We start from the raw sequence: 23,631 nt of genomic DNA on the forward strand, positions 1-23,631 counted from the left end.
TTTACTTGGATGCTTAGGAACATTTCAATTGCGGCAGCTACTTTTTTGTCCGTAGTTACAATCAATGCGCAGAAGAACAGAAATACTCAACTTGAGAGACCAAAATTAGTGGTAGGTCTTGTAGTAGACCAGATGCGTTGGGACTATTTATACCGTTTTTATGGTAAGTATGGAAATGATGGTTTCAAAAGACTTTTGAATACCGGATATTCTTTGAATAATGTACATATTCCTTATGTTCCTACCATTACAGCTTTGGGACACACATGTATCTATACAGGCTCTGTACCGGCTATTCACGGAATTGCAGGAAATGACTGGACGGATAAGGAAACAGGAAAAGGAGTCTATTGTACTGCCGATGAAAGCGTTCAGCCAGTGGGAACAACCAATACAAAAACCGGAAGCCATTCTCCGAAAAACCTTTGGTCTACTACGGTGACTGACGAATTGAGATTAGCAACCAACTTCCAGGGAAAAGTAATCGGAGTTTCTTTGAAAGACCGGGCTTCTATTCTTCCCGCAGGGCATACTCCAAACGGAGCTTTCTGGTTTGATGACAGCACTGGAAATTTCATTACAAGTTCATGGTATATGAATGACCTTCCTCAATGGGTAAAGTCATTCAATTCTCAGAATCTTCCTGAAAAATTAGTAGCAAACGGTTGGAATACCTTACTTCCGATTAATCAATATACAGAAAGTGCACCAGACAATTCTTCATGGGAAGGCTTGCTGGGAAGTGCAAAAACACCTACATTCCCTTACAGCAACTTAGCAAAGGATTATCAGACTAAAAAAGACAATATCCGTTATACACCTTTCGGAAATACGCTGACATTGAAGTTGGCAGAAGCTTCTGTAGAAGGTGAAAAACTGGGTGGAGATAATATTACAGACTTTTTAGCCATCAACCTGGCTTCTACAGATTATGCAGGCCATAAATTCGGACCAAATTCTATTGAAGTAGAAGATGTTTATATCAGATTAGACCAGGATTTAGCTGAGTTCTTCAATTATTTGGATTCTAAAGTAGGAAAAGGGGAGTACACCGTTTTCCTTTCTGCTGACCATGGTGGAGCACATTCTGTAGGATTTCTTAAAGAACATAAAATCCCGACAGGTTTCTTTGGTGAAGATGCTGAAAAAAATCTGAACCAAAAGCTAAAAGATAAATTCGGAGCTGATAAACTGATCAACGCGATTGATAACTATCAGATTTATTTTGACAGAAAAGTATTAGCAGACAGCAAGCTTGAATTGGATGATGTAAGAAACTTTGCTGTAAAAGAAATTGAGAAAGATCCTACCGTTTTATACGCTGTTTCTGTAGATAAAGTTCAGGAGTCAAGCATTCCGGAGCCGATCAAACAAAGAATTATCAACGGAATTAACAGACAGAGAAGTGGAGATATTCAGCTAATTTCTCATGATTCTATGCTTCCTCCATATTCTAAAACAGGAACTACACACAGTGTATGGAATTCTTACGATTCACATATTCCATTGATCTTCATGGGATGGGGAGTGAAGCAAGGAGAAAGCAATAAAGAATACCACATGACAGATATTGCTCCTACGGTATCTTCTTTACTGAAAATCCAGTTTCCAAGTGGAAATGTAGGAAATCCAATTACAGAAGTTATTGGTAAATAAACCAGAAATTATACTTTATAAAAAAACATTCCAAATTGGAATGTTTTTTTGTTTTCATAGCTTATGATGTTCTTATCATTTGCTGTATCTCTTTATGAAACTTTTTATTCTGTTTTCTGATTTTTACAATAAAATATAAAAGGATAATTACTAAAATAGATCCCAGCAGTATGGATCCAATTTTAATGTAATGATAATAAGATTTCAGTTTTTCACTTTTTAATGCGGTTTCTTTATTATGATTGTCAATTACCTGGTTAATGGATTTCAGTTCATTCTGTTTTCTTTTAAAGCGCATTTCCAGGTATTTTTTATTATACTGCTGATAAAGATTCTGTTGTCCCATAGCAAGATAATTTTCTGCCAATTCCTTGTAAATTCCTTCATTCAGGGTGAGGTCTCCTGTATTTTTACAAAGGTTTTCTGCTTTTAATAAAAGGCTTATAGCGGATTGATTTTCATATTTTTTCTTATGTATTTCAGCAATTCCTTTTAAGGCAAAAGCTTCCAGACTTTTAGCATAATTCTTTCGGGCATTGTTTAAAGACTGCACAAAAGCTTCTTGGGCTTTATCAATTTGATTGAGGTCAAGATAGCAGTATCCAATATTGTAGAAGACTACACTCATGTTGGAGTAAGTAGCTTTCTTTACAGGTACTTTTTCAAAATTCCGTATTGCAATTAAAAATTTTTCCAGTGCAATCTCTGAATTGGACTGGCTCTTGTAAATCATTCCTCTTATGGCGTAGCTCGTAGCAATTTCAACATATTTCACAGGGTTTTTGTCAGGGATTTTAGCAGTATACTGATCCGCTTCGTTCAGTGTTTCAAGGCTCTTGCTGAAAAGTTCCATCTGCTGATATTGTATTGCAACCGAGATAAGAGCTATTGCATGGCTCAGAGGGTCATTGGTTTTCTGAGAAAGTTCCTTTGCTTTCAAAATATATGTTAATGATTCTTCAAAGTTTCTTTTGGCAATATTAGCCGTGGAAAGAAGCTTATAAAGGTTGATAGACGTTTTTACATCATGAGATTTTTTTAATAACTGTTTTGCAATTTTAATTGTATTATCAGGATTATCATAAATTTCAAGTTGAGCCTTTTTGATTAAGACACTATCAGGTGTCTTTTGAGCTTTTATGAAAATACAAAAGGATAAGAGTAACAGCGGCAATATTTTAAAAAGTAATTTCATATGGCTTTGGTTTTACTGATTTCCTGAATATAAGCATTGGGAGACATTCCGGTGACGGATTTGAAAACGGTTGTAAAGGCGCTGTGCGATGAAAATCCTGAATATTCGGCAAGGTAGCTCACTTTATAATTAAGAAAGGTAGAATCATTCTTTAATAACTGTACAATATGATTGATCCTTAGCTTATTAATGTATCCGTTGAAATTTTTCTCCTTGTTATTGATTACTTCAGAAAGGTATTTTGGATTAATTTCCATTTGAGAAGAAAGCATAGATAAAGACATATTTTTATTCAGATATCTGTTGGATTTTTCAAACTCTTCAAGTTTCTGAAGGATTTCATCTTCTTTTCCCCGCGACATTTTAGTGGTAACGGCATCTTTTGTTGTTGAAAAAGCTTTATTTAATAAGACGGGTTGAAGTTTCTCATTGCTTTGTTTCTCAAAGAAATCAAATTGCTTTTTTAAATCTTTATTTTTGCTTTTAGTTATTAAAAAATAAGTGAACAGACCAACAACAATCAGGAACAGAGCGAGAATCAGAGGTAAGAAAGACTTAAGAAACATCAGTTTTTGAAATTCAATACTTTTATTCTGACTGGTTTCAACAAGTTTTATAATATATCGTATCCCTTCTTTCGAGCTTGCATCGGTTTTTGTTTTTAAATCATTGTAAAGTTTATTGTATTGATGGTATTTTACATCATTATGAAGTGCATAATAGCTGCGGGATAATGATTCATAGATTTTAATTTTTAAATTATTAAAAGGTAAATTTTCAATCAAAAAACGTCCGGCCTCCAGTTTCTCAACAGAGGTTGTATAATCCTGTTTCAAAAAATAATACTGGGACAGACTCTCATAAGCTAAAGCTAAAAGAAATGGCTGGTTTTTCTGGTGCTCAAGATCAGAAATAATACTTTCTATAAGCACTTTATATTTAACCATTCTATTTTGTTTCAACAGATAGGCAGAATGGAAAATTCTGTTTTCCGTTTTTAATATTCTGTTTTCTTCATTATCATTGTTAAGGTATTGGTTACTTTTATCAAGGTTTTTGAATGCAGCAGGATAATCTTTATTGATTCCCGAGTTCAAAGCTTGCAGTTGGTACAACTTTGCTGTGGTTATTCTTAATGCAGGATCGTTACTTTTAAGAAGCTTTTGATCAGATAAAAGCTGGGAGATAATTCTTTTTGACTGATTGTACAGACCCAGGTTCTGGTACTGATCAGCAAGATTATAATCACTGAAAATCTGCATAAAATAAGAAAGTTCATTTTTGGGATCGGAATCTTCTTTCTGAGCAAAAATGTTCACAGACTGTACGTAATCGCCTTTCATGGCAAAAGCTTGTGAAATAATGTTTTGCAGTACAATTTTATGCTCTGTATTCTGATCGCTTACAAGGATTCCTTGAGTATAACTGATGCATTCGTCAGAATTCTGATACAATTTCAGAAATGCCTTATCTGCCAGAATTTTAAAGTCCGGACCTGACTGTCCATTGGTAATAAAAGAACAGCAAATGAAAAGGAACAGCAGGATTCTTCTACTTTTTTGAAATAATTTTTGTCTTGATAATTTGTTTTTTGTGCTTTTTTGAATAGTTCGGGTAAAATCCATATTCAAAATAATGTTTTGTATCTGTCTGATTATTATTTGTTTAAAAATTAAACTCTTTTAAAATTCACGAATTATGAAAGCCTATTTCTTTGGGTAGGAAAAATATTGTATTAATATTGTTTTTACCAATTCGAGACACTAAATATAATAAAATATGAAAAATTTTTACAGAATGTCAATAAAAATATTGACGGCTTGTCTTTTTCTGAAATTTGGTTTTGCGGAAGCGCAGCTTACTGTCATAGGTTTAGGAAATTATAATGTAGGTGCAGTTTCAGATAATGGAGTTGTAAGTATGCATACAAGTGCAGGCGGAATATATAAATGGAATGCAGCAGGCGGACTTGTACAGATAGGTTCAATATCAAACGGATACCCAGCTGCAGGCAGAACAATTGTTTCGAATGACGGAAACAAAATATCGTCTTCGGTTACAAATTCTGCAACGGGATTTAATGAAATATCTACTTATGATGTAGCTACTTCCACATGGGTAAACAGAGGCGGGCTGGTTCCTACCGGTTGGGATGGCAGTGTAAGTTCTACATGGGGAATGTCACCTAGCGGAAATACTATTGTAGGGCTAGGATTCCTTACTGCAGCGAATGCGCATGCTGTGAAATGGGATGAAGTAAACGGAATAGTTGATCTGGGAAGTATAGTTGCCGGACGAAGCTCCAGGGCAAATGCAATCAATGCGGCAGGAACGGTGATTGTAGGGTGGCAGGATGAGCCAACAGGTACAAGAAGTGGTGCAAAATGGCAGGATGGAGTAGAAAGTTTTATTACAGATAATAACGGAAATCATGTAGGAGAAGCAGGTGGAATTTCTGCTGACGGAAATACCATTATAGGAGCTGCAAATCCTAACCCTTATGTTTGGAATGCCGCAAGCGGACTGACCTATATAACGCATCCTAATGCTTCGTTCAGTTTCAAAGGAGGAGCTACAGGAATTTCGGCTGACGGAACAAAGGTTATTGGATATTACAGAGCATTTGGAGCACCTCCGATGTCGGGAGAAGGCTTTATCTGGACTTCAGCTGCCGGAAGAGTCAATCTGAATGACTATGCAGTATCCTTAGGAATTGCTACGAATGGAATAACAATGGGACTTCCTCTGGCGATTTCACAAGACGGAAAGAAAATTGCCGGATCAGGAACGAATGCTTCAGGTCAAACAATAGCTTTTTATCTGGATACTTCTGAATTTTTATCCGTAAATGATGCGGTGAAAGATAAAAACAACATTGGCATTTATCCTAATCCGGTGGCTGACATTCTATATTTTAAAGGAACAGGAAAAATAGAGAAAGCAGAAATTTACAATTTGGTTGGACAAAGGGTGAAATCATTCAATACTGTGGAAGGACAGATGGATGTTTCATCCTTGTCAAAAGGAGAGTATATTCTGCAATACTCTGTGAAAGGAGAAAAACAACAGAATTATAAATTTATAAAGAATTAAAACATATAAATAGTAATATTAGTGGGATGTATGGCCGTTTTCAATATTGAAGGCGGCTGTTTTTTTGTTTATTTGATTAGGGAGATAGGTTTTTGCCCGGTTTTGGGCGAATACATTTAAAAAACTATCTTTGCAAAAATTTTGGTTTCCAGTATTTTGGAATGAAAAGGGAATCGGGTGTAACTCCCGGACTGTCCCCGCAACTGTAAATCGCAATAAAAGTTTCTGCAAACAGCCACTGTTTAAAACGGGAAGGAGCAGAATGCGAAAGTCAGGAGACCTGCCGGAATTATAATAAAAAAAACATATTGCTTTCGGAGGAAAAGTAAAAAAGTATGGATATAAAAAGATCTTTAGTACTGCTTTTTTCATCTTATGGCTGTTTTCTTTTTGCACAAGAGAAAACCATTGACACTATTTATGTCTTCGATAACCAGATGAATAGGGTGAAACTTTTTCATCCCGTAAAAATAATTTCGGCAGAAGAGGCCGAAAAAAACTCCAGTAATCTTTCGGAACTCCTGAGATTTCAGTCACAGGTTTTTATTAAAGAAAATGGCCGCGGAGCTGTTTCTTCACCTTCTTTTCGGGGAACAACTGCCCAGCAGACCGCTTTTGTCTGGAATGGAATTAATATCAACTCCAATTTTTTAGGACAGGGAGATATTAATAATATTGCTTTGTTCGGATATGATCAGATCGGTATAAAAGCTGGTGGAGGAAGTGTAGTGTATGGAAGCGGAGCTATCGGGGGAAGTATTCACCTGAATAACACCCTTGATTTTAATAAAGGTTTCCATGGTTCTTTATTTTCTGAGGTTGCTTCTTTTAATACCTATAATAATTTTGTAAAAGGTTCTTACAGCAATGATAAGTTCAGTTTTAAAGCTTCTGGAAATTATTCTGTGAGCGAAAATAATTATGAGGTAAGTGATCTGAACTACATCAACAGAAATGGGAATTACTACAATACCACATTCAATGCAGGTGCTTCCTATAAGATAACCAACGATCATAAAATTTCTTGGCAGAGCCAGTTTTTCGATTCTTCGCAGCATTATCCTGTGTATGAAGAAACGGGAACAAAAACAAAGTACAAAACTCAAAGTATAAGAAGTCTTCTTTCCTGGGACTGGAATAAAACAAAGTTCAGCAACTCTTTTAAAGCTGCCTATACAGAAGAAAACTTTCAGTATTTCGGTTCGCTAAACCTACCTAAATCAAGTGGTGGAACAGGGAAAAACTATATCTTTAAAAATGATTTCAATTATTTCCTGAATTCTAAGTGGAATTTTAATCTTATCGGAGAATTTCAGGTCAATAAAGGTGAAGGATATCAGAGTGGAATATCCAGTGTCAGCAGAAATATTGGCTCTGTTTCCGGATTGCTGAGGTATTTTGCTACTAAAGACCTGCGTTTTGAAGGTGGATTTAAAAAAGATTTTGTGGAAGATGTGAAGTCTCCGTTTATGTATTCATTCTCTGGAAAATGGAGCGCTGCAAAATGGTATGATGTAAGCGTTAATGTGTCAAAAAACTTCAGATATCCGTCATTTAATGATATCTATTATGAACCGGGAGGAAATAAAGATCTGAGACCAGAAACGTCTACCCAGTTTGATATGGTGAATGAGTTCAAAGCGGGAGATTTCAGACTTACTTTGTCTCCTTATTATATGAACGTTACAGATCTTATTGTATGGCTGCCTACTGCTTTAGGATATTGGCAGGCATTTAATGTCAATAAATCTGAATCTTACGGACTGGAATCTCAATTGTCTTTCAGTAAACAGTTTGGAAATCATAGAATCCGTGCGAACGCCGGGTACTATTATGCAAAATCTATTGATAAAGAAACGAAGATGCAAAGACCTTACGTTCCCATGCACAGAGGAATGGCCAATGTAGATTATGAATATGGTTTCTTTAAATTCTTTGCACAGGGACTGCTGAATGGCGTTACTTATACCACAAGTGACGAAAAGAGATCAGATGCCATAGATCCTTATTTTCTTTTAAATATGGGTGTTTCCGCAACGCTAGCAAAAAAATACACTTTAGGGTTTAAAGTGAATAATCTAACGAATACTTATTATAAAACAGTTTCTTTCTATCCTTTACCAAAAAGAAACTACAGTGTGTATGCAGCAATAAATTTTTAAAAAATTAAATTGAATAAATTATGAAAATAACTAAACTTTTAACTGTATTATTTGCAGTGGTTTTATTGTTTAACATGTCTTCATGTACAAGTGACTCTGCGGAGTTTGAAATGTCTCCCATCACCTACCAGAACGGATATTTTATCTCTAATGAAGGAAACTTCAACAGCCAGGGAGCTAAAGTAACATTCCTGACAAGAGATTTAAGTATGAAACAAGATGATGTGTATGGTTATAACAATAATAAAGAAATCCTGGGTGACGTTCTTCAGACCATTGGTCTTAACGGAAATAAGGCTTATCTTGTCATCAATAACTCAAACAAAATTGTTGTAGTAGATCGTTATACATTCAAAAAATTAGCAGTAATTACAGATCAGATTGATAATCCAAGAGGAATTGCTTTTGCGAATGACTTTATCTATGTTGCCAACCTGAATTTCTCTACGAATGCAACAAGTGTAACGAAATATAAAGTTTCTGACTATTCATTTGTAAGCAAAATTACTATGACAGGCGGTGCTGATAAAACAGTAGAAGCAGGTGGAAATGTTTTTGTACAAAATGCTACATCAGGATTCGGAAATATGATTACTTATATCAATGCTTCTAACGACAGTAAAACTGAAATTACTGTTCCGAATGGTAAGATCAACAGTACTGTTTCATACAAATCTAATGTTTACACCATTTCTTCTACAGCTACAGATTCTTATATCTACAAGATTACGAGCACTGGAGCAATGACACCGGTAATTACTTTGACAGGAATTCCAAGTGCTACCAATCTTCAGATTGATAATGATAAAATCTACTTCAGCTCTGCCAATAAAGTGTATACAACTGGTTTAGCTACTCCAACAGTTCCTTCCAGCCCATTATTAACAGCTGCGGATGGAGGTCCTTACCTTACACTTTACGGATTTAACGTTATTGACGGAAGAATTTTTGCATCAGACGTTCACCAGTTTACAGCAGAAAGTGAGATGGTAATATATTCAGGAACTACTGGTAACAAAATGGGATCTATTAAAACAGGAGGTCTTGGAGCTAACGGAACTTTCCTGAACCCATAATAATTTATCACACTTCTAAAAAATAATTTTTTATTTTTTCATCATTTGTGTTTTTTTCCGGCCGGTTTCCAAAGAAACCGGCCGGCTTTGTTTTATATCTGTGTATGAAAAAGCCCGGCGGGATGGAACATCCCGCCGGGCTTTTTTAATATTATCTATAGATTAAATTAGATTGTTAATCCAAGTTTTTCTGCTTCAGCAATGACAAACTTTGTGGCTTCCTCTTTTTCATTTGGAATTTCACCTTCCAGAATAGCTTCTTTTACTTTCTCTTTCAGAATACCAATTTCACGGCCGGGTTTAAGATTAAACATTTCCATAATCTCTTCACCAGTAATAGGCGGCTGAAAATTTCTTACCTGATCTTTTTCTTCCACTTCTTTGATCTTCACGGCTACATATTCAAAATTTCTTTTGAATTTCTCCTGCTTTTTAGAGTTTTTAGTGGTAATATCGGCTTTACAAAGAGTAAAAAGATCTTCAAGGTTTTCACCGGCATCAAATAAAAGTCTTCTCAATGCAGCATCTGAAGCATCATCAGTGATCAGGGCAATAGGTCTTGATGAAAGTTTTACCATTTTCTGCACATATTTCATATCACTTCCTAAAGGTAATTTTAATCTTTGAAAAAGTGTTTTCACCATTTTTGAACCCAAAAATTCATGTCCGTGAAATGTCCATCCCGTTCCTTCTACGAATTTTTTTGTAGGGGCTTTCCCAATATCATGGAGTAGGGCAGCCCAGCGAAGCCAAAGATTATCTGTATTCACAGAAATATTATCTACAACTTCCAGCGTGTGGTAAAAGTTATCCTTGTGGGTTTGTCCTTCCACTTCTTCCACTCCTTTCAGTTCGATCAGTTCCGGAATAACCAGCTTCATAAGACCGGTTTGTTCCATGAGTTTTAATCCGACAGAAGGTTTTTCAGAAAGCATAATTTTGTTAAATTCTACCATGATTCTTTCCATAGAAACAATCTTGATTCTTTCTGCTTCCTGCTGAATAGCCTGGAGAGAGTTTTCCTCGATTTTAAAATTTAAAGTTGAAGCAAAACGTACCGCTCTCATCATTCTTAACGGATCATCAGAATAGGTTTGAGCTGGTTCTAAAGGAGTTCTTAAAATTCCTTTTTCAAGATCTTCAACCCCATTGAACGGATCTACCAGTTCTCCGAAGTTCTCTTTATTTAAAGAAATAGCCATCGCATTGATGGTGAAATCTCTTCTTTTCTGATCATCTTCCAGACTTCCGCCTTCTACTTCCGGTTTTCTGCTGTTTTCGGTGTAGCTTTCTTTTCTTGCTCCCACAAACTCAAGCTCAAGTTCTTTGTACTTGATCATGGCTGTTCCATAAGTTTTGAATACGGAAACCTTTAATTTAGGATCTATATCCTGTGCTACATTTTGGGCAAGTTCAATACCGCTTTGCTCTGTTACAAAGTCTATATCTGTAGAAGCTTTTCTGTTCATCAGAAGGTCACGCACATATCCCCCCACAATATATACGGACTGGTTATTCCTTTCTGCTGCTTCAGAAATTATTTTAAAAAGTTTTAAATTCTTATTTTGATTAAGATTAATTTTCATCGTTGATAATAGTGACAATTTCTACCCATGTAACTCATTAATCATAATGAGCATACATTTTACTAATTTTTCCATCTTCATTAAAAAACATGACTTCAACAGCATGTTTATCCATAATCGACTTATAAAATAATGCTACTGAATCTACTCCCGCTGTAGAATGAATAAGATCAAAGTGGAGATTTGGAAACTTATCCAAGGCTTTTTTCCAATATTTGCGGACGGCTTCTTTTCCCTTTAAAGAACTTTCTTTACCACCTGTAGCCATCGCTATCATGGGAGTTGTAATCTCAATATCATCCGAATAATGGGAGAGTATATCCTCTAAATCATGAGAATTCCATGCATTAATCCACATTTGAGCAAATTCCTGATGATTCATAGCAAATAATTTATGAGTTGAGTTTGCAAAGATAGAATTAAAAAAAAGAAATCCTGCCGATATGAACTGACAAGACTCTAAAAAATAAACATAAATTCTCAGGATTTTTATTCCCGAAGTACTTTTATTCTGTTGTCATTCCAGATTTTGATTACCGAAGAACCTGAATATTTTGAAACCTTTTCTCTGTCTTCTTCCACTGCATAATCTACAAGGCTGATCATCTCTTCAGAAATATCAGAGAATTTCAACGGGCTTTTCTCGCCACTGAAATTGGCAGAGGTAGATACCAAAGGTCTGTTCAGTTTTGTAATCAGTTTTTTACAGAAATCATTTTTCACTAATCGGATTCCGATGCTTCCATCTTCTGCAAGAAGTTCTTTGGGTAAACCTCTTGGATTTTCATAAACAATCGTTACCGGTTTTTCGCTAAGATCAATAATTTCCCAGGCTATCTCAGGAACATCCACCAGATCCTGAAGTCTTTTCTCAGATTCTACAAGGATGATCATAGATTTATTTTTTTCGCGCTTTTTGATGTCAAAAATTTTATTGACAGCTTCTATATTGGTAGCATCACAACCTATTCCCCAGATGGTATCTGTAGGATAAAGAATTGTTCCGCCGGATTTTAATATTTCGATAATATGTTCCATAGTTGTATGTGGGTTCAAAGAGTGGATAAAGGTAAAAAATCTATGAATTTTAGGCAAAAAAATGGGATATAAATGTGATGATATTAATTGGTTTTGGTTAAAGCCAATGAGGAATGTATCATTTGAAAACAGGCTAAATCCCATTCCTATTGGTGTCTTTTTACGCCACAATTAAATGTTGTTAATTCAATAAATTATGGTAGAGGATGTTATTTATTTTATTCAATAGAAATGGGCTTTAGCCCATTTAAGCAATATGCCTAAATCTCTTGGCTTCAGCCAAAACTTACTCAGATTTTAAAATTATATTTTTCAACAAATTCCTTATATTCCTCACCGAAACTTTTTTTCTGATGATGCTTTTCCTGATTTTTAATGTAATTTCTTACGGTTTCTACCATGGATTCAGAAACGGACACCGCGAAATATTCATCCTGCCAGGAAAACGTTCCTTTTACAAGATCATTCTTATTAATCCAATGAGAAGATTCTCCTTTTAATAACTGTACGATTTTCTCTATATTTTGATTTGAACCCAAGGAAATTAGGCAGTGACAATGGTCTGAATATCCATTAATCATATCTAAAAATATTCCTTTTTCTGTAGCATATTCTTTAATATGTTTCCAGACTTTGAGACGTGTGTCGAATGTGTCAAGAAAGGGATCTCTGTTTCTTGTAGAGAAAACAAGATGAATGTAAATTTTGATAAAAGCCATTTGTGTTGTTTTATCAAAAATAGTATTTATTTAATAAGTTTTGGCTAAAGCCGATGGAATGGTATATAATATGAAAAACGGGCTAAAGCCCGTTCCTATTGATATTTTTTATGACGTAATTTGTTGATCAAATAAATTATTATAGACGTTATTTTATTCAATAGAAATGGGCTTTAGCCCATTTAAACAATAGACATATACCACGGCTTTAGCCAAAACCTATAATAATCCAACATTAAACTTAACTTCCTACATCCATCCCAACTTCGATAAATACCTCTCCTCAATAATATTCAGGTGATGGTAATTGTGTCCTACAATCAGTTTTCCGATGGTTTCTACAGTGATTTCGTGACCATTGGCTGTACCTGTATTTTGTAAAGCGGAAGGCGTAAGCGTTTCTAATAGAATTTGGGAAGACATTCTTACCAGCTTGTATTCTTCCAAAAGAGATTCAAGTGTTCTTTCACCGGCAAAAGACTGGTCGGCATATTCATTTTCATCAAATCCCGGAAGATTGTTTTTGTCTCCTCTTGCGAAAGCTAATATTCTGTATTGAAAAACTCTTTCTGTATCTGATAAATGGAGCAGAAGTCCTTTTAATGTCCATTTTCCTTCTGCATAAGTGAAATGAGACTGTTCTTCGGTAAGGTTGGAATAAATCCCTGTTGTTTTGTCTGCTGATATCTGCAGTTCGTTGATCCAGTTTCCTGATGGAATCTGATCTAAATATCTTTGAATATATTTTTGAAAATCGGTCATGTTATTTTTTTGTTTTTAGTGTTGGTTTTGGGTTGCGAGTTTCGGGATTCGAGGTTTTGAGATCCGGGATGGAGAATATTATGTATAAATTACTTATTACTCATTACTCATGATTAGTCCACTCGTAGAAATTCACGGAGTCATACAATTCAAATCCACAGGCTGGATACAGCTGATTTCCTACATCATTGCTTTTTCCTGTCTCCAGAAGGATACCACATGCTTTTGACGAGTGGCAGAGTTCCTTAGATTCTTCAATCAACTCTTTAGAAAAGCCTTTTCCTCTATAGTTTTCATTCACATAGAGATCATTCAGCAGCCAGTAGCGCTGCATTCTTGTAGACGAAAATATCGGGTATAATTGTACGAAGCCTGTTAGTTTACTATTTTCTTCTGCAACAAAAATTTCAGAATCTTTATTTTCAAGTCTTTCCTGAAGGAAATTGGTCGCGGCAGGAATGTCTGAAGTCTTATGATAGAATATTCTATACTGGTCAAATAGTTCAGCCAGCTGAGGCAAGTCGGAGATGACTGCTTTTCTTATGTTTTTCATATTATTAGTGATGGTTATAATAAAATGAGAAGGATTTTTAATAACCCCTCTCATTTTAGTTTATGGTATGTTAAGAAAAAGCTTTCTCTAAATCTGTAATAAGATCCTCAGCATCCTCAATACCTACACTTAAACGAACAAGGTCATCAGTGATTCCCAATTCAGCACGTTTTTCTGCCGGGATTGAAGCGTGGGTCATCAGAGCAGGATGGTTAGCTAAAGATTCCACTCCTCCTAAAGATTCAGCAAGTGTGAATACTCTTACTTTCTCTAAGAATTTGATTGCATCTTCTTTCTTTCCGGATTTGAAAGTGAATGAAACCATTCCTCCTGATTCCTTCATCTGAGATTTTGCCAGTTCATACTGTGGGTGAGATTCCAATCCTGGATAAATTACTTTATCTACAGCTGGATGGGTCTCCAGATATTTTGCTACAGCAAGTCCGTTGTCAGAATGTCTCTGCATTCTTAATGCCAGTGTTTTAATCCCTCTCAATACAAGATAAGAATCGTGAGGTCCTAAAATACCACCACTCGCAAACTGAATAAAGTGAAGTTTTTCTCCCAGTTCAGCATCTTTAGCGATAAGCGCTCCTGCGATAACATCAGAATGTCCTCCTAAATATTTAGTGGCAGAGTGCATCACAATGTCAGCTCCCAAATCAATAGGTCTCTGGATGTAAGGTGTCGCAAAGGTATTGTCTACCGCTACTAAAATATCTTTTCCTTTCGCAATCTCTACTACTGCTTTGATGTCTACCAATTTCATCAATGGGTTAGTTGGTGTTTCTACCCAGATCAGCTTAGTTTTATCAGTAATCACATCAGCAATTTTAGAAACATCGTCAAAATTCACGAAAGTAAATTTCAGCTGATATTTTTCGAAAAGTCTTGTGAACATTCTGTAAGTACCACCATAAAGATCATCTACAGCAATTACTTCATCACCAGGGTTTAATAATTTCAAAACACAGTCGATGGCAGCAAGACCAGAACCGAAAGCTAAACCCCTCGCTCCATTTTCAATACTTGCCAAAGAATCTTCCAATGCCTGTCTTGTAGGGTTGGCTGCTCTTGAATATTCATATCCAGAATGTACTCCAGGGCTTTTTTGTGCAAACGTAGAGGTTAAAAATACAGGAACATTTACAGAACCTGTTGCAGACTCGTGGTGCTGCCCTCCGTGAATTACTTTTGTATTAAAATTCATAATTTTTTGCTTTAGGCTTGAGCATTAAGCAATAGAATATATTACTTAAGCCCATTGTTTTTTATTAAAATTTGCTCTAACTGAATACAAAAAGCTTACCGCTTACCGTCCCCAGCTTATCGCAATTGTATTTTTTTACTTAATAGCAGATTTTACAGCAAACTCTTCTGCAATTTCTTCCATCCATTGCGCCACATCCTCTTCACCTGTCGCTCTCTGATAAGTGCTTCCTAAAGATATTAAAATCTGGTGGATAAACATCTTCATTTGATCTACAGGCATTTCTTTAGTCCAAAGATCAATTCTTAATGCCTCTCTTGTCTTATCATCCCATACAGAAATCATGGTTGCTTTGGTATCTTGTTTATCAATACCTCCGTCCTGAGCGTTCCATGTAATATTTTCAGGCACATGATTTTCATCAAGTTCTACATCTATCGTAATCTGAGTCTTTCTCATTTTTTCTATTTTTTCTAAATTCTAAATTTTCTATTGTTTAAGTTTCGGTTTATAACCGGATTCATTAAAAATGGTAGTTGCATCCATTTTCAGGAAAGCAGTAAGTTTTGTCTCAGGCTTTTCCTTAAGGTATGTTTTACAGATCTGCCATCCCGTAAAAATTCCGATTTGTGGTGAAGATTCATTATCAATCTCTGTATAAAATTTCGAGAATGGTCCAGGTGATATGAAACGTTCTCCCAATCTCGGATCATCTCCGAAGATCAGATTGCTTTCTACAAAATAATTCCAGATATTGGCCTCATTACCCGTTGCCCATTCATACTGCTTTTTGGTATAATTTATTTTCAGATAATCAGGAGTATCCGGAAGAAAAGCGTCCTGAAGAATCATTACTTTTCCGTTCAGAATGATCTGATCAATAAATTTCTGGTGATCTGGGGATTCTGTTACAATATTTTCAGCAAAAAGCTGTGATACTTTTGGAACAATATTCTGCGGGTTCATCGATTTTTGAAAATACAGTTCCAGTCCCTTATAATTAGGGTTTCCGTCACCCATAAAACCGGTAACATCTATGAATAGAAGGTTTCCTTTCTGATCATAAAATATAGGATCCTGAATCATCTGTAATGCAGATGAAAATAAATATACTTTGGGGCTTTTGAACTGTGGGAAATAATACTTGATATGTGAGAATAAACTCTTCAGCTCCGTTTCTAATGTAGCCTGATTTATTTTTCCAATGGCTTCCTTATAGATTTTGATCTCTTCAGCATCCATTCTCCTTTTTTCGAAATCTGCTTCTGAAACACTTCCCTGAAACCATGGAAATTTAGCTTTAAACTGCTCCAGTGGAACATTCGGATTATAAAATTCTTTGGAAATATCTGTTACATCAACTTTTTCGGTAGTTTCTTTAACTTCTACCTTCCATTGATTTTCAGTTTCTTTTTTGCAGGAAACAAGTCCGGCAGCTAAAATAGAAGAAAGCGCAATATATCTAAAAATCTTCATTATTTTTACATGGAATTTAAGTTTACAAAAATAAGGATTAAATACACAATTCATGATGAAAATTAAAATAATTACAACCCTTTGCCTTATTTGGGGACTTTCTTTTTTCTATGGGCAAAAGCTTGAATTTAAAGATAAAAACTTTGAAAAAGCAGTCCTTGAAAATTTTGATCTGAATAAAAACGGAATACTTGAACCCCTGGAAGCTGGGACAGTTACGAATCTGTTCCTTGTTCAGAAAGGAATTACTTCCACAGAAGATCTGCACTTTTTTAAAAATGTGAAAATGATTGTTATAGATGATAATACGATACAGAATATTGTAGTAAACAATCTGGATCAACTGGAATTGTTTTCCTGTACAGGGTGTAAGATTTCTTCATTCAAAGCAGAAAATTTGAAAAATTTAAGTTCTTTATATCTGGATAATAATCTCTTGGAAGGTATTTCGCTTAATGGAATTCCAAAAATTGACCAATTAACATTATCTTTAAATCAATTGAAAACAATTGACCTGACTCAGTTTAAAGCACTAAGGAAATTGAATTTAGAACATAATAAGCTTCAAAAAATTGATATTTCCGGGAATCCGGCTCTGCAAACCCTGAATGTAATGGGAAATAAAATAAAGGAAACGGATATCAAAAAAGGGATAAAAATAGATGTTACCATTTTTGGAGCTGGAGAGTAAAAACTAATGAGTATGAAAATAGAAACAAAACGACTTATTTTAAGAAAACTTGAAGAGACAGATGTAGAACGTATTTTTCTTTTGGATTCCAATCCTGAAGTGATGAAATATCTGGGTAAACCTGTGGCAACAAAAGAAGAATCGAAAGAAGTGATCCAAATGATTCGGAAGCAATATGAAGAAAATGGTGTGGGAAGGCTTGCTGTTATTGAAAAAGAAAGCGGATTGCTGATAGGATGGTGTGGTTTAAAATTACTCACAAAACCTATCAATGGTTACAAAAATGTACTGGAATTGGGATATCGTTTTATTCCAGAGTTCTGGGGAAAAGGATATGCCACTGAGACCACTGAAAGAACACTTGAATATGGTTTTATTGAGCTAAATGCAAATGTAATTTATGCTTATGCCGATTCCGGAAATACAGGCTCAAGATATATTCTTGGGAAACTGGGTTTTGAAAATATGGGAGAATTTGAAGAAGATGGGGTGATGTGCTCATGGTACGAACTGAAGCGTGAAAAATATATACAAAAATGATTACCATAAGACAGGAAGAGAAAAAAGATCATCATCAGGTCTTTCAACTTACGGAAGAGGCCTTTAGAGAAATGGAACACAGTGATCATCAGGAGCAGTTTCTGGTGGGAAAATTAAGAAGATCTGAAGCATTTATCCCGGAATTATCATTAGTGGCAGAAGATGAAAACGGAACAATTGCAGGGCATATTCTGTTTACAAAAATTAAAATTGTTAATGATAACGCATCTTTTGATTCCCTTGCATTGGCCCCTGTTTCCGTAAAACCTGAATTTCAGAATCAGGGAATCGGTGCGAAATTGATTCTTCAGGGACATCATATTGCCCAAGAGCTGGGATATGAATCGGTAATACTTATAGGACATGAAAATTATTATCCGCGCTTTGGTTACAAAAAAACAAGTAATTTTGGGATTTCTTTTCCATTTGATATTCCGGAAGAAAACGGAATGGCTGTAGAATTGGTAAAAGACGGATTAAAAGATAAAAAAGGAGTGGTGAAATACCCTCAGGAATTTGGAATAGACTAAAAAAATATAAACGATGCAGACACAAAAAGTGATAGATCATATTGTAAGCTGGTTAAAAGATTATGCCACAAAAGCAAAAGTGAACGGATACGTAATTGGAGTTTCAGGAGGAGTAGATTCAGGGGTTGTTTCTACATTGGCAGCAATGACAGGCCTGAAAACATTACTGATCGAAATGCCGATCCGTCAGAAAGCTGATCAGGTAGACCGTGCAAAAGATCATATGAATGACCTTAAATCCAGATTCCCCAACGTTGAAACAATGTCTGTAGATCTGACGCCTGCTTTTGAGGAGCTGTACAAAACTTTCGATGTAAAAGATGATCTGTTTCCTAACGAGAAACTGGCATTTGCGAACACAAGAGCCCGCCTGAGAATGCTTACCCTGTATTATTATGGACAGATAAATGGCCTTTTGGTAGGGGGAACCGGAAATAAGGTGGAAGATTTCGGGATAGGATTTTATACAAAATATGGAGATGGCGGAGTAGATGTCTCTCCAATTGCTGACCTTTATAAAACGGAAGTATACGAACTTGCCAAAGGATTGAATCTGATCAAAAGTATTCAGGAAGCAATTCCTACCGATGGACTTTGGGATGTAGACAGAACAGACGAGCAGCAAATAGGTGCCACTTATCCGGAACTGGAAAAAATCCAGAAAGAATACGGAAAGAAAACAGCTGATGACTATGAAGGAAGAGATAAAGAAGTTTTCCAGATCTTTGACAGAATGCATAAAGCTGCAAAACACAAAATGGATCCTATTCCTGTTTGTGATATTCCTGAAGAGTGGAGAGCATAAAATATTATTACATTAAATACTAGTTATGAACGGTAAAATAAGATCCCTGTTTTTTATTTGTCTGGGACTCCTTTTCGGAATGGCTGTAATGTATGTTTACAGAAATTTTATTGAAGATAAAAAAGATCAGACAGGTTCTGTAAAAAAGGAAACGGTGAACTATAGCAGTACCACCCCGGATGGTGCATCCAATAATGGAAACTCATCAGCTCAGGTATCTATTGATCAGCTGACAGAGGAAAAAACGGTGATCAGCTATGTGAAACAGAATCATAAACTTCCGGATTATTATATCACTAAAAATGAAGCGAGAAAACAGGGATGGAATCCTTCCAAAGGAAATCTTTGTGACATACTTCCCGGAAAAGCTATTGGTGGGGATAAATTCGGGAACAGAGAAGGACGTTTGCCGGATGGAGAAAAATATTTTGAAGCAGATGTAAACTATCATTGTGGCGGAAGAAATGCTGACCGCATCATTTACACGCAAAATGGTGACGTATATCTTACCAAAAACCATTATAAAAGCTTTGAAAAACAATAAATAGTCACTTCGTTCCTCGCAATGACTAATATGTAATTTGCATTATAATTATTAATTTTGAAGAATATTAGATTTTTTTACTTTTTAATTGTTTTGCTTCTGGCATACTCATGTTCGGAAAAGAAGAATATTGCAAAAGAAAAAATAGAAAAGCCAGCCGTAACAATACTCATACAACCATTTAAAGATATTAAACAGGAAACTGTAGCAAAAGTAGCTGAAGGAATAGAAAAAGTATACCCGAATGTAAAAGTTCAGAATGCCATAGATTTTCCTGAAAATACTTATTATAAAGGAAGAAACCGGTATAGAGCAGATTCAATCATTAAGTTTTTAAATAAGGAAACAAAAGAAGGATTTGTTACAATTGGTCTGACTTCAAAAGACATCAGCGCCACCAGAGGAAAGATAAAAGACTTTGGAATCATGGGATTGGGGTATAGACCTGGGAAAGCTTGTGTAGCTTCAAATTTCAGACTAAGCAAAGAAAATCGGGATGAGCAGTTTTACAAAATAGCTATTCATGAATTAGGTCATACACAAGGGCTGCCACATTGCCCCGAAAAAATGTGCTTTATGAGAGATGCAGAAGGTAAGAATCCAACCAATGAAGAAACGGATTTCTGCAAAAAATGCAAAACTTTTTTAATCAATAAAAATTGGAAATTTAATTCAATATGAAGACAGTATATATAGATTTTACAGACATAGGTGACTATGAAGATTTTTACACCCAGCTAAAGGAAAAAATTCAGCTTCCTGAGCATTTCGGTGATAATCTTGATGCACTTTTTGATACCATCACCGGAGATCTGGAAATGCCGCTCCATTTAGAATTCGTAAACATGACTGTAGATCAGCTAGAAATTTTCGAAGATCTTTTGATAACACTTGAAGATGCGGAAGAAGAAGTTGAAGACTTTAGCTTTAGCTATTATCTTGAACAGTACGAAGACGAAGATGATGATGTGGAATCTGAAGACGAAGAATAGAAAAAAATAAGGCTGTCCCAATAGAGGAGACAGCCTTTTTTATGCTGATTCTTATTCTATAGTATTCAAATCTTTATTCTTTAACATACAAACCTAACAGGTTTCCAAAACCTGTTAGGTTTCTTATCTTATTTAATTGTAAAGTTTATTTAGGACTAGTCAATGTGAAGTTTTTACTTCACAACCTGCCAAGGTTTCAAACCTTAGCAGGGTTTAAAAATCAAGTTTTACTTTGGTTACAAAAACGTAGAATCAAAATAAAAAGGAAGCAGATCCTTCACCGCACGCACTTTTACAACCTCTTCATTCATACTTGAAAAATAAAGGTCTATATCTTCATTTTGTTTGGTTTCATACTCTATTAAACTCTGGCGACAAGCTCCACAAGGGGGAATCGGAGGGTTCTTTTCATGAAATTCTTTAGGACCACCTACAACAAAGATCTTTTTTATTTTCACGTTCGGAAAATTGGCTGCTACCCAAAAAACAGTCGTTCTTTCCGCACAGAGTCCGGACGGATAGGCTGCATTTTCCTGGTTGTTCCCGGAATAGATTTCTCCGTTTTCCAATAATACGGAACATCCTACCAAAAATTGAGAATAGGGTGCATAAGCATTCTCACGAGCCTCTTTGGCTCTTGCAAATAATTTATTTTCTATATCGCTCAGTTCACTGCTATTTTTAAAATATTCATAACTGATCTGTATGTCTTTTTTCATATATTGTCAACTAAAAAAGGGGGGTAAAATTAGTTCTTTTTAATGAAGTGGGCAATATTTTATTCTCTCGGTAAACAGTTCAATTTTTTTTAAGAATACAATGTTATATACACCAATAAAATTCAGAAATGTAGAGTTAAAAAACAGATGGGTAATGTCCCCCATGTGTATGTATTCATGTGAGAACGGAGAAGCCAATGACTTCCATTTTGTACATTACGGAAGCAGATCGCAGGGTGGTACAGGGTTATTGATTGTAGAAGCTACAGGAGTAGAACCCAAAGGAAGAATTACCAATCACTGCATGGGAATCTGGAATGATGTACAGGCAGAGAAGCTGCAAAGAATTGTAGAATTTGTGCATAAAAATTCAGAAAGTAAAATAGGAATTCAGCTGGCTCATGCCGGAAGAAAAGGTTCAACATGGAATAACCTGCAGATTTCTGTGGAAGAAGGCTGGGAAACCGTTGCACCAAGCCCTATTCCTTATCATCCTACAGAAAGAATTCCGCATACATTAACGACAGATGAGGTTAAGGAACAGGTTCAGAATTTTAAAAAAGCGGCAAGAAGAGCTGTAAAAGCTGGCTTTGATATTATTGAAATTCATGGGGCACACGGATATCTGATCCATCAGTTCCTGTCACCACTATCCAATATCAGAACAGATGAATACGGTGGAAGCTTTGAAAACAGGATCAGATTTCTGATTGAAATTGTAGACGCTGTTAATGAGGAATTGAGTGAAAATACAGCTCTTTTTGTAAGAATTTCCGGAACGGAGTATGCAGAGAACGGCTGGGACATTCAAAGCAGTACAGAACTGGCAAAAATTTTAAAACAACACGCTGTAGACCTTGTGGATGTATCCAGTGGAGGAAATATTCATGGCGCAAAAATTTCGGTTTTTGACGGCTACCAGGTTCCTTTTTCATCACAGGTGAGAAAGGAAGCAGGTGTAAAGACAGGAGCAGTAGGATTGATAACCAAAGTGGAGCAGGCTGAGGAAATTCTTCAGAAAGGCGATGCCGATCTTGTTTTTGTGGCAAGAGAAATTCTTAGAAATCCATATATTGCCGTTCAGGGGTCTTTTGAAATGAAAGAAGACTGTTTTTTCCCACATCAGTATACCAGAGCTAAAATCTCTTCTTAGGTAATGAAAATTTTATAAAAACTCAGAAATGGATATTGAAGATTTCATGCTTACCTGCCCCAGTAAAAAATTCCTTGGGGTAGAATGCCTGGGATGTGGTGCCCAGAGAGCAATTGTACTGGTATTTGAAGGAAAGTTTTCTGAAGCTTTTCAAATGTATCCTGCCGTATATACCTTACTGTTGTTCTTTTTTATTCTTGGCCTGAGCTTTATTGACAAAAAAAGAAAATACAGCAATATTCTAATAATTATGGTAATTATTAACCTTATTATTATGGTAATTGGGTATGGTTATAAGCATTATTGATTTTACAAAATATGAAATTTTAAATGATTGATATTGAATAGGATGGTCCTTTTTTGACTTTCTGTTATATGTTGATTTGTAAAGGGTTTTGTAGAAAAATTTTAATGAAAAATAATTTAGTTTAGTTTAAAATTCTAAAATTTATTTTCAATTCGAAATTTTGATAAATGTCGTAGAACTACTACAATTTATGAAACTGTTCTCTAAAAACTTTTTAAATTAGAACATGAAGTCTATCTTTGTTATATAAATCCTATATCTGGGAACAGTTGTTAATGATTAAAATTTAAGAATATGGCAGGAAATTCAAGAGGAATCTTAAAATTCAATGGAGGAGAAGGTCAGAAGTTATTAAAGCTTAACTACAGCGTATCAAGATCTACGGACATTTCAGGACGTGTAGCATCTGATCCGTCAAACGCATTGATTAAAGTAACCATTGAAGCAACAGAAAAATCTGATGTTTTAGAAAGCTTACTAAACAGTAAATATAAACCTACAAACGGAGAAATAAACTTCAATAAATCTCATGAAGAAGGAACACTGATTTCTTTGAAGTGGGAAAACGGATATGTTATCCAGCATGAAGTAGACTTTGATGCAGTAGACAGTAACAACATGCTGATCAGCTTTGTAGTAAGCGCTGAAAGCATTACATATGGAAATTCATCTTATGATGGTCTTTGGCCAATGAGCTAGGTCTTTCATGAGTGAAAAATAAAAGACTGTCCTTAATAAGACGGTCTTTTTTTACCTTAGACTATATTCAGTGGGAGCTTTTGTTTTTATTTTTAAATTCCCGTTCTGTTGAATAATCGTTTAGA

The 23,631-nt window shown here is 35.4% G+C and carries 26 protein-coding genes and 1 riboswitch; of the genes, 14 read left to right on the forward strand and 12 right to left on the reverse strand.

Annotation, left to right across the window (positions count from 1 at the left end; genetic code table 11):
* The first annotated feature begins 9 nt into the window (after nt 1-9).
* Nucleotides 10-1,656 carry an alkaline phosphatase PafA gene (gene pafA / locus SFA27_RS05625; RefSeq protein ID WP_047378660.1) on the forward strand — a complete coding sequence of 549 codons (1,647 nt, stop codon included), beginning with the start codon at nt 10-12 and terminating at the stop codon, nt 1,654-1,656.
* 61 nt (nt 1,657-1,717) lie between these two features.
* Here the strand turns inward: pafA and SFA27_RS05630 are convergent, their stop codons facing one another.
* Both SFA27_RS05630 and SFA27_RS05635 read right to left on the reverse strand, forming a co-directional pair.
* Nucleotides 1,718-2,851, reverse strand: a complete 1,134-nt coding sequence (locus SFA27_RS05630; protein ID WP_407296925.1) for a tetratricopeptide repeat protein — start codon at nt 2,849-2,851, stop codon at nt 1,718-1,720.
* Nucleotides 2,848-4,476 carry a helix-turn-helix domain-containing protein gene (locus tag SFA27_RS05635; RefSeq protein ID WP_407296927.1) on the reverse strand — a complete coding sequence of 543 codons (1,629 nt, stop codon included), beginning with the start codon at nt 4,474-4,476 and terminating at the stop codon, nt 2,848-2,850. The genes SFA27_RS05630 and SFA27_RS05635 overlap by 4 nt, the downstream gene beginning before the upstream one ends.
* A 154-nt stretch (nt 4,477-4,630) precedes the next feature.
* On the opposite strand from SFA27_RS05635, the gene SFA27_RS05640 reads away from it, so the two are divergent.
* The 3 genes from SFA27_RS05640 to SFA27_RS05650 all read left to right on the forward strand — a co-directional run bounded on the left by SFA27_RS05640 (nt 4,631) and on the right by SFA27_RS05650 (nt 9,182).
* Nucleotides 4,631-5,944, forward strand: a complete 1,314-nt coding sequence (locus SFA27_RS05640) for a T9SS type A sorting domain-containing protein (protein ID WP_407296929.1) — start codon at nt 4,631-4,633, stop codon at nt 5,942-5,944.
* A gap of 125 nt (nt 5,945-6,069) precedes the next feature.
* Nucleotides 6,070-6,247: riboswitch (cobalamin riboswitch) on the forward strand.
* 32 nt (nt 6,248-6,279) lie between these two features.
* A complete protein-coding gene (locus tag SFA27_RS05645) occupies nt 6,280-8,106 on the forward strand; it encodes a TonB-dependent receptor plug domain-containing protein (RefSeq protein ID WP_407296931.1) in 1,827 nt (608 codons plus the stop codon).
* A gap of 20 nt (nt 8,107-8,126) precedes the next feature.
* Complete coding sequence (locus tag SFA27_RS05650) at nt 8,127-9,182, forward strand: YncE family protein (RefSeq protein ID WP_047378656.1); 1,056 nt, start codon at nt 8,127-8,129, stop codon at nt 9,180-9,182.
* Nucleotides 9,183-9,349: 167 nt separating this feature from the next.
* Here the strand turns inward: SFA27_RS05650 and SFA27_RS05655 are convergent, their stop codons facing one another.
* The 9 genes from SFA27_RS05655 to SFA27_RS05695 form a co-directional block, all read right to left on the reverse strand.
* Nucleotides 9,350-10,768, reverse strand: coding sequence for a CCA tRNA nucleotidyltransferase (locus SFA27_RS05655; RefSeq protein ID WP_047378655.1), 1,419 nt, complete (start codon nt 10,766-10,768; stop codon nt 9,350-9,352).
* A gap of 37 nt (nt 10,769-10,805) precedes the next feature.
* The gene (locus SFA27_RS05660; RefSeq protein ID WP_047378654.1) at nt 10,806-11,150 is read right to left on the reverse strand and encodes a nuclear transport factor 2 family protein; all 345 of its coding nucleotides are present in this window, start codon (nt 11,148-11,150) and stop codon (nt 10,806-10,808) included.
* Nucleotides 11,151-11,257: 107 nt separating this feature from the next.
* Nucleotides 11,258-11,806: an L-threonylcarbamoyladenylate synthase gene (locus tag SFA27_RS05665; protein WP_264517212.1), complete on the reverse strand. Its 549-nt coding sequence runs from the start codon at nt 11,804-11,806 to the stop codon at nt 11,258-11,260.
* Between the two features lie 290 nt (nt 11,807-12,096).
* Entirely contained in the window at nt 12,097-12,525 is a 429-nt protein-coding gene (tnpA, locus tag SFA27_RS05670) for an IS200/IS605 family transposase (protein WP_047378652.1), read from the reverse strand.
* Nucleotides 12,526-12,774: 249 nt separating this feature from the next.
* Nucleotides 12,775-13,287, reverse strand: coding sequence for a DinB family protein (locus tag SFA27_RS05675; protein ID WP_407296934.1), 513 nt, complete (start codon nt 13,285-13,287; stop codon nt 12,775-12,777).
* Nucleotides 13,288-13,390: 103 nt separating this feature from the next.
* The gene (locus SFA27_RS05680; protein WP_407296936.1) at nt 13,391-13,840 is read right to left on the reverse strand and encodes a GNAT family N-acetyltransferase; all 450 of its coding nucleotides are present in this window, start codon (nt 13,838-13,840) and stop codon (nt 13,391-13,393) included.
* Between the two features lie 70 nt (nt 13,841-13,910).
* Nucleotides 13,911-15,050 (reverse strand): cystathionine gamma-synthase, encoded by a 1,140-nt coding sequence (locus SFA27_RS05685; RefSeq protein WP_407296938.1) that lies wholly within the window; start codon nt 15,048-15,050, stop codon nt 13,911-13,913.
* A gap of 135 nt (nt 15,051-15,185) precedes the next feature.
* Nucleotides 15,186-15,509, reverse strand: coding sequence for a gliding motility protein GldC (gene gldC / locus SFA27_RS05690; RefSeq protein ID WP_034695059.1), 324 nt, complete (start codon nt 15,507-15,509; stop codon nt 15,186-15,188).
* Between the two features lie 30 nt (nt 15,510-15,539).
* Nucleotides 15,540-16,526, reverse strand: coding sequence for a gliding motility protein GldB (locus SFA27_RS05695; protein WP_407296941.1), 987 nt, complete (start codon nt 16,524-16,526; stop codon nt 15,540-15,542).
* Nucleotides 16,527-16,578: 52 nt separating this feature from the next.
* Here SFA27_RS05695 and SFA27_RS05700 point away from each other — a divergent pair, with 52 nt between their 5' ends.
* The 7 genes from SFA27_RS05700 to SFA27_RS05730 are packed head-to-tail and all read left to right on the forward strand — an operon-like array spanning nt 16,579 to nt 20,628.
* On the forward strand, nt 16,579-17,217 hold the full coding sequence (locus SFA27_RS05700; RefSeq protein WP_407296943.1) for a leucine-rich repeat domain-containing protein: 639 nt from the start codon (nt 16,579-16,581) through the stop codon (nt 17,215-17,217).
* Nucleotides 17,218-17,229: 12 nt separating this feature from the next.
* A complete protein-coding gene (locus tag SFA27_RS05705; RefSeq protein ID WP_407296945.1) occupies nt 17,230-17,757 on the forward strand; it encodes a GNAT family N-acetyltransferase in 528 nt (175 codons plus the stop codon).
* Nucleotides 17,754-18,287 (forward strand): GNAT family N-acetyltransferase, encoded by a 534-nt coding sequence (locus tag SFA27_RS05710; RefSeq protein ID WP_047378647.1) that lies wholly within the window; start codon nt 17,754-17,756, stop codon nt 18,285-18,287. Before SFA27_RS05705 ends, SFA27_RS05710 begins: the two co-directional genes overlap by 4 nt.
* A 13-nt stretch (nt 18,288-18,300) precedes the next feature.
* Complete coding sequence (gene nadE, locus SFA27_RS05715; RefSeq protein ID WP_407296947.1) at nt 18,301-19,092, forward strand: NAD(+) synthase; 792 nt, start codon at nt 18,301-18,303, stop codon at nt 19,090-19,092.
* Between the two features lie 25 nt (nt 19,093-19,117).
* Nucleotides 19,118-19,636, forward strand: a complete 519-nt coding sequence (locus tag SFA27_RS05720; RefSeq protein ID WP_407296949.1) for a ribonuclease domain-containing protein — start codon at nt 19,118-19,120, stop codon at nt 19,634-19,636.
* 57 nt (nt 19,637-19,693) lie between these two features.
* Nucleotides 19,694-20,317 carry a Zn-dependent protease gene (locus SFA27_RS05725; RefSeq protein ID WP_407296950.1) on the forward strand — a complete coding sequence of 208 codons (624 nt, stop codon included), beginning with the start codon at nt 19,694-19,696 and terminating at the stop codon, nt 20,315-20,317.
* Nucleotides 20,314-20,628 carry a barstar family protein gene (locus tag SFA27_RS05730; protein WP_407296952.1) on the forward strand — a complete coding sequence of 105 codons (315 nt, stop codon included), beginning with the start codon at nt 20,314-20,316 and terminating at the stop codon, nt 20,626-20,628. Before SFA27_RS05725 ends, SFA27_RS05730 begins: the two co-directional genes overlap by 4 nt.
* A 236-nt stretch (nt 20,629-20,864) precedes the next feature.
* On the opposite strand, the gene SFA27_RS05735 is transcribed toward SFA27_RS05730, so the two are convergent.
* Nucleotides 20,865-21,347, reverse strand: a complete 483-nt coding sequence (locus tag SFA27_RS05735) for a cytidine deaminase (RefSeq protein WP_047378643.1) — start codon at nt 21,345-21,347, stop codon at nt 20,865-20,867.
* Nucleotides 21,348-21,447: 100 nt separating this feature from the next.
* Between SFA27_RS05735 and namA the strand changes: the two genes are divergently transcribed.
* The 3 genes from namA (at nt 21,448) to tssD (ending at nt 23,506) form a co-directional block, all read left to right on the forward strand.
* Nucleotides 21,448-22,500: an NADPH dehydrogenase NamA gene (gene namA / locus SFA27_RS05740; RefSeq protein WP_407296954.1), complete on the forward strand. Its 1,053-nt coding sequence runs from the start codon at nt 21,448-21,450 to the stop codon at nt 22,498-22,500.
* A gap of 28 nt (nt 22,501-22,528) precedes the next feature.
* The gene (locus SFA27_RS05745; RefSeq protein WP_407296956.1) at nt 22,529-22,807 is read left to right on the forward strand and encodes a DUF2752 domain-containing protein; all 279 of its coding nucleotides are present in this window, start codon (nt 22,529-22,531) and stop codon (nt 22,805-22,807) included.
* Between the two features lie 294 nt (nt 22,808-23,101).
* On the forward strand, nt 23,102-23,506 hold the full coding sequence (tssD, locus tag SFA27_RS05750; protein WP_047378640.1) for a type VI secretion system tube protein TssD: 405 nt from the start codon (nt 23,102-23,104) through the stop codon (nt 23,504-23,506).
* The last annotated feature ends 125 nt before the right edge of the window (nt 23,507-23,631 follow it).

The organism is Chryseobacterium sp. HR92 (assembly GCF_045689405.1).
Classification (GTDB): domain Bacteria; phylum Bacteroidota; class Bacteroidia; order Flavobacteriales; family Weeksellaceae; genus Chryseobacterium; species Chryseobacterium viscerum_A.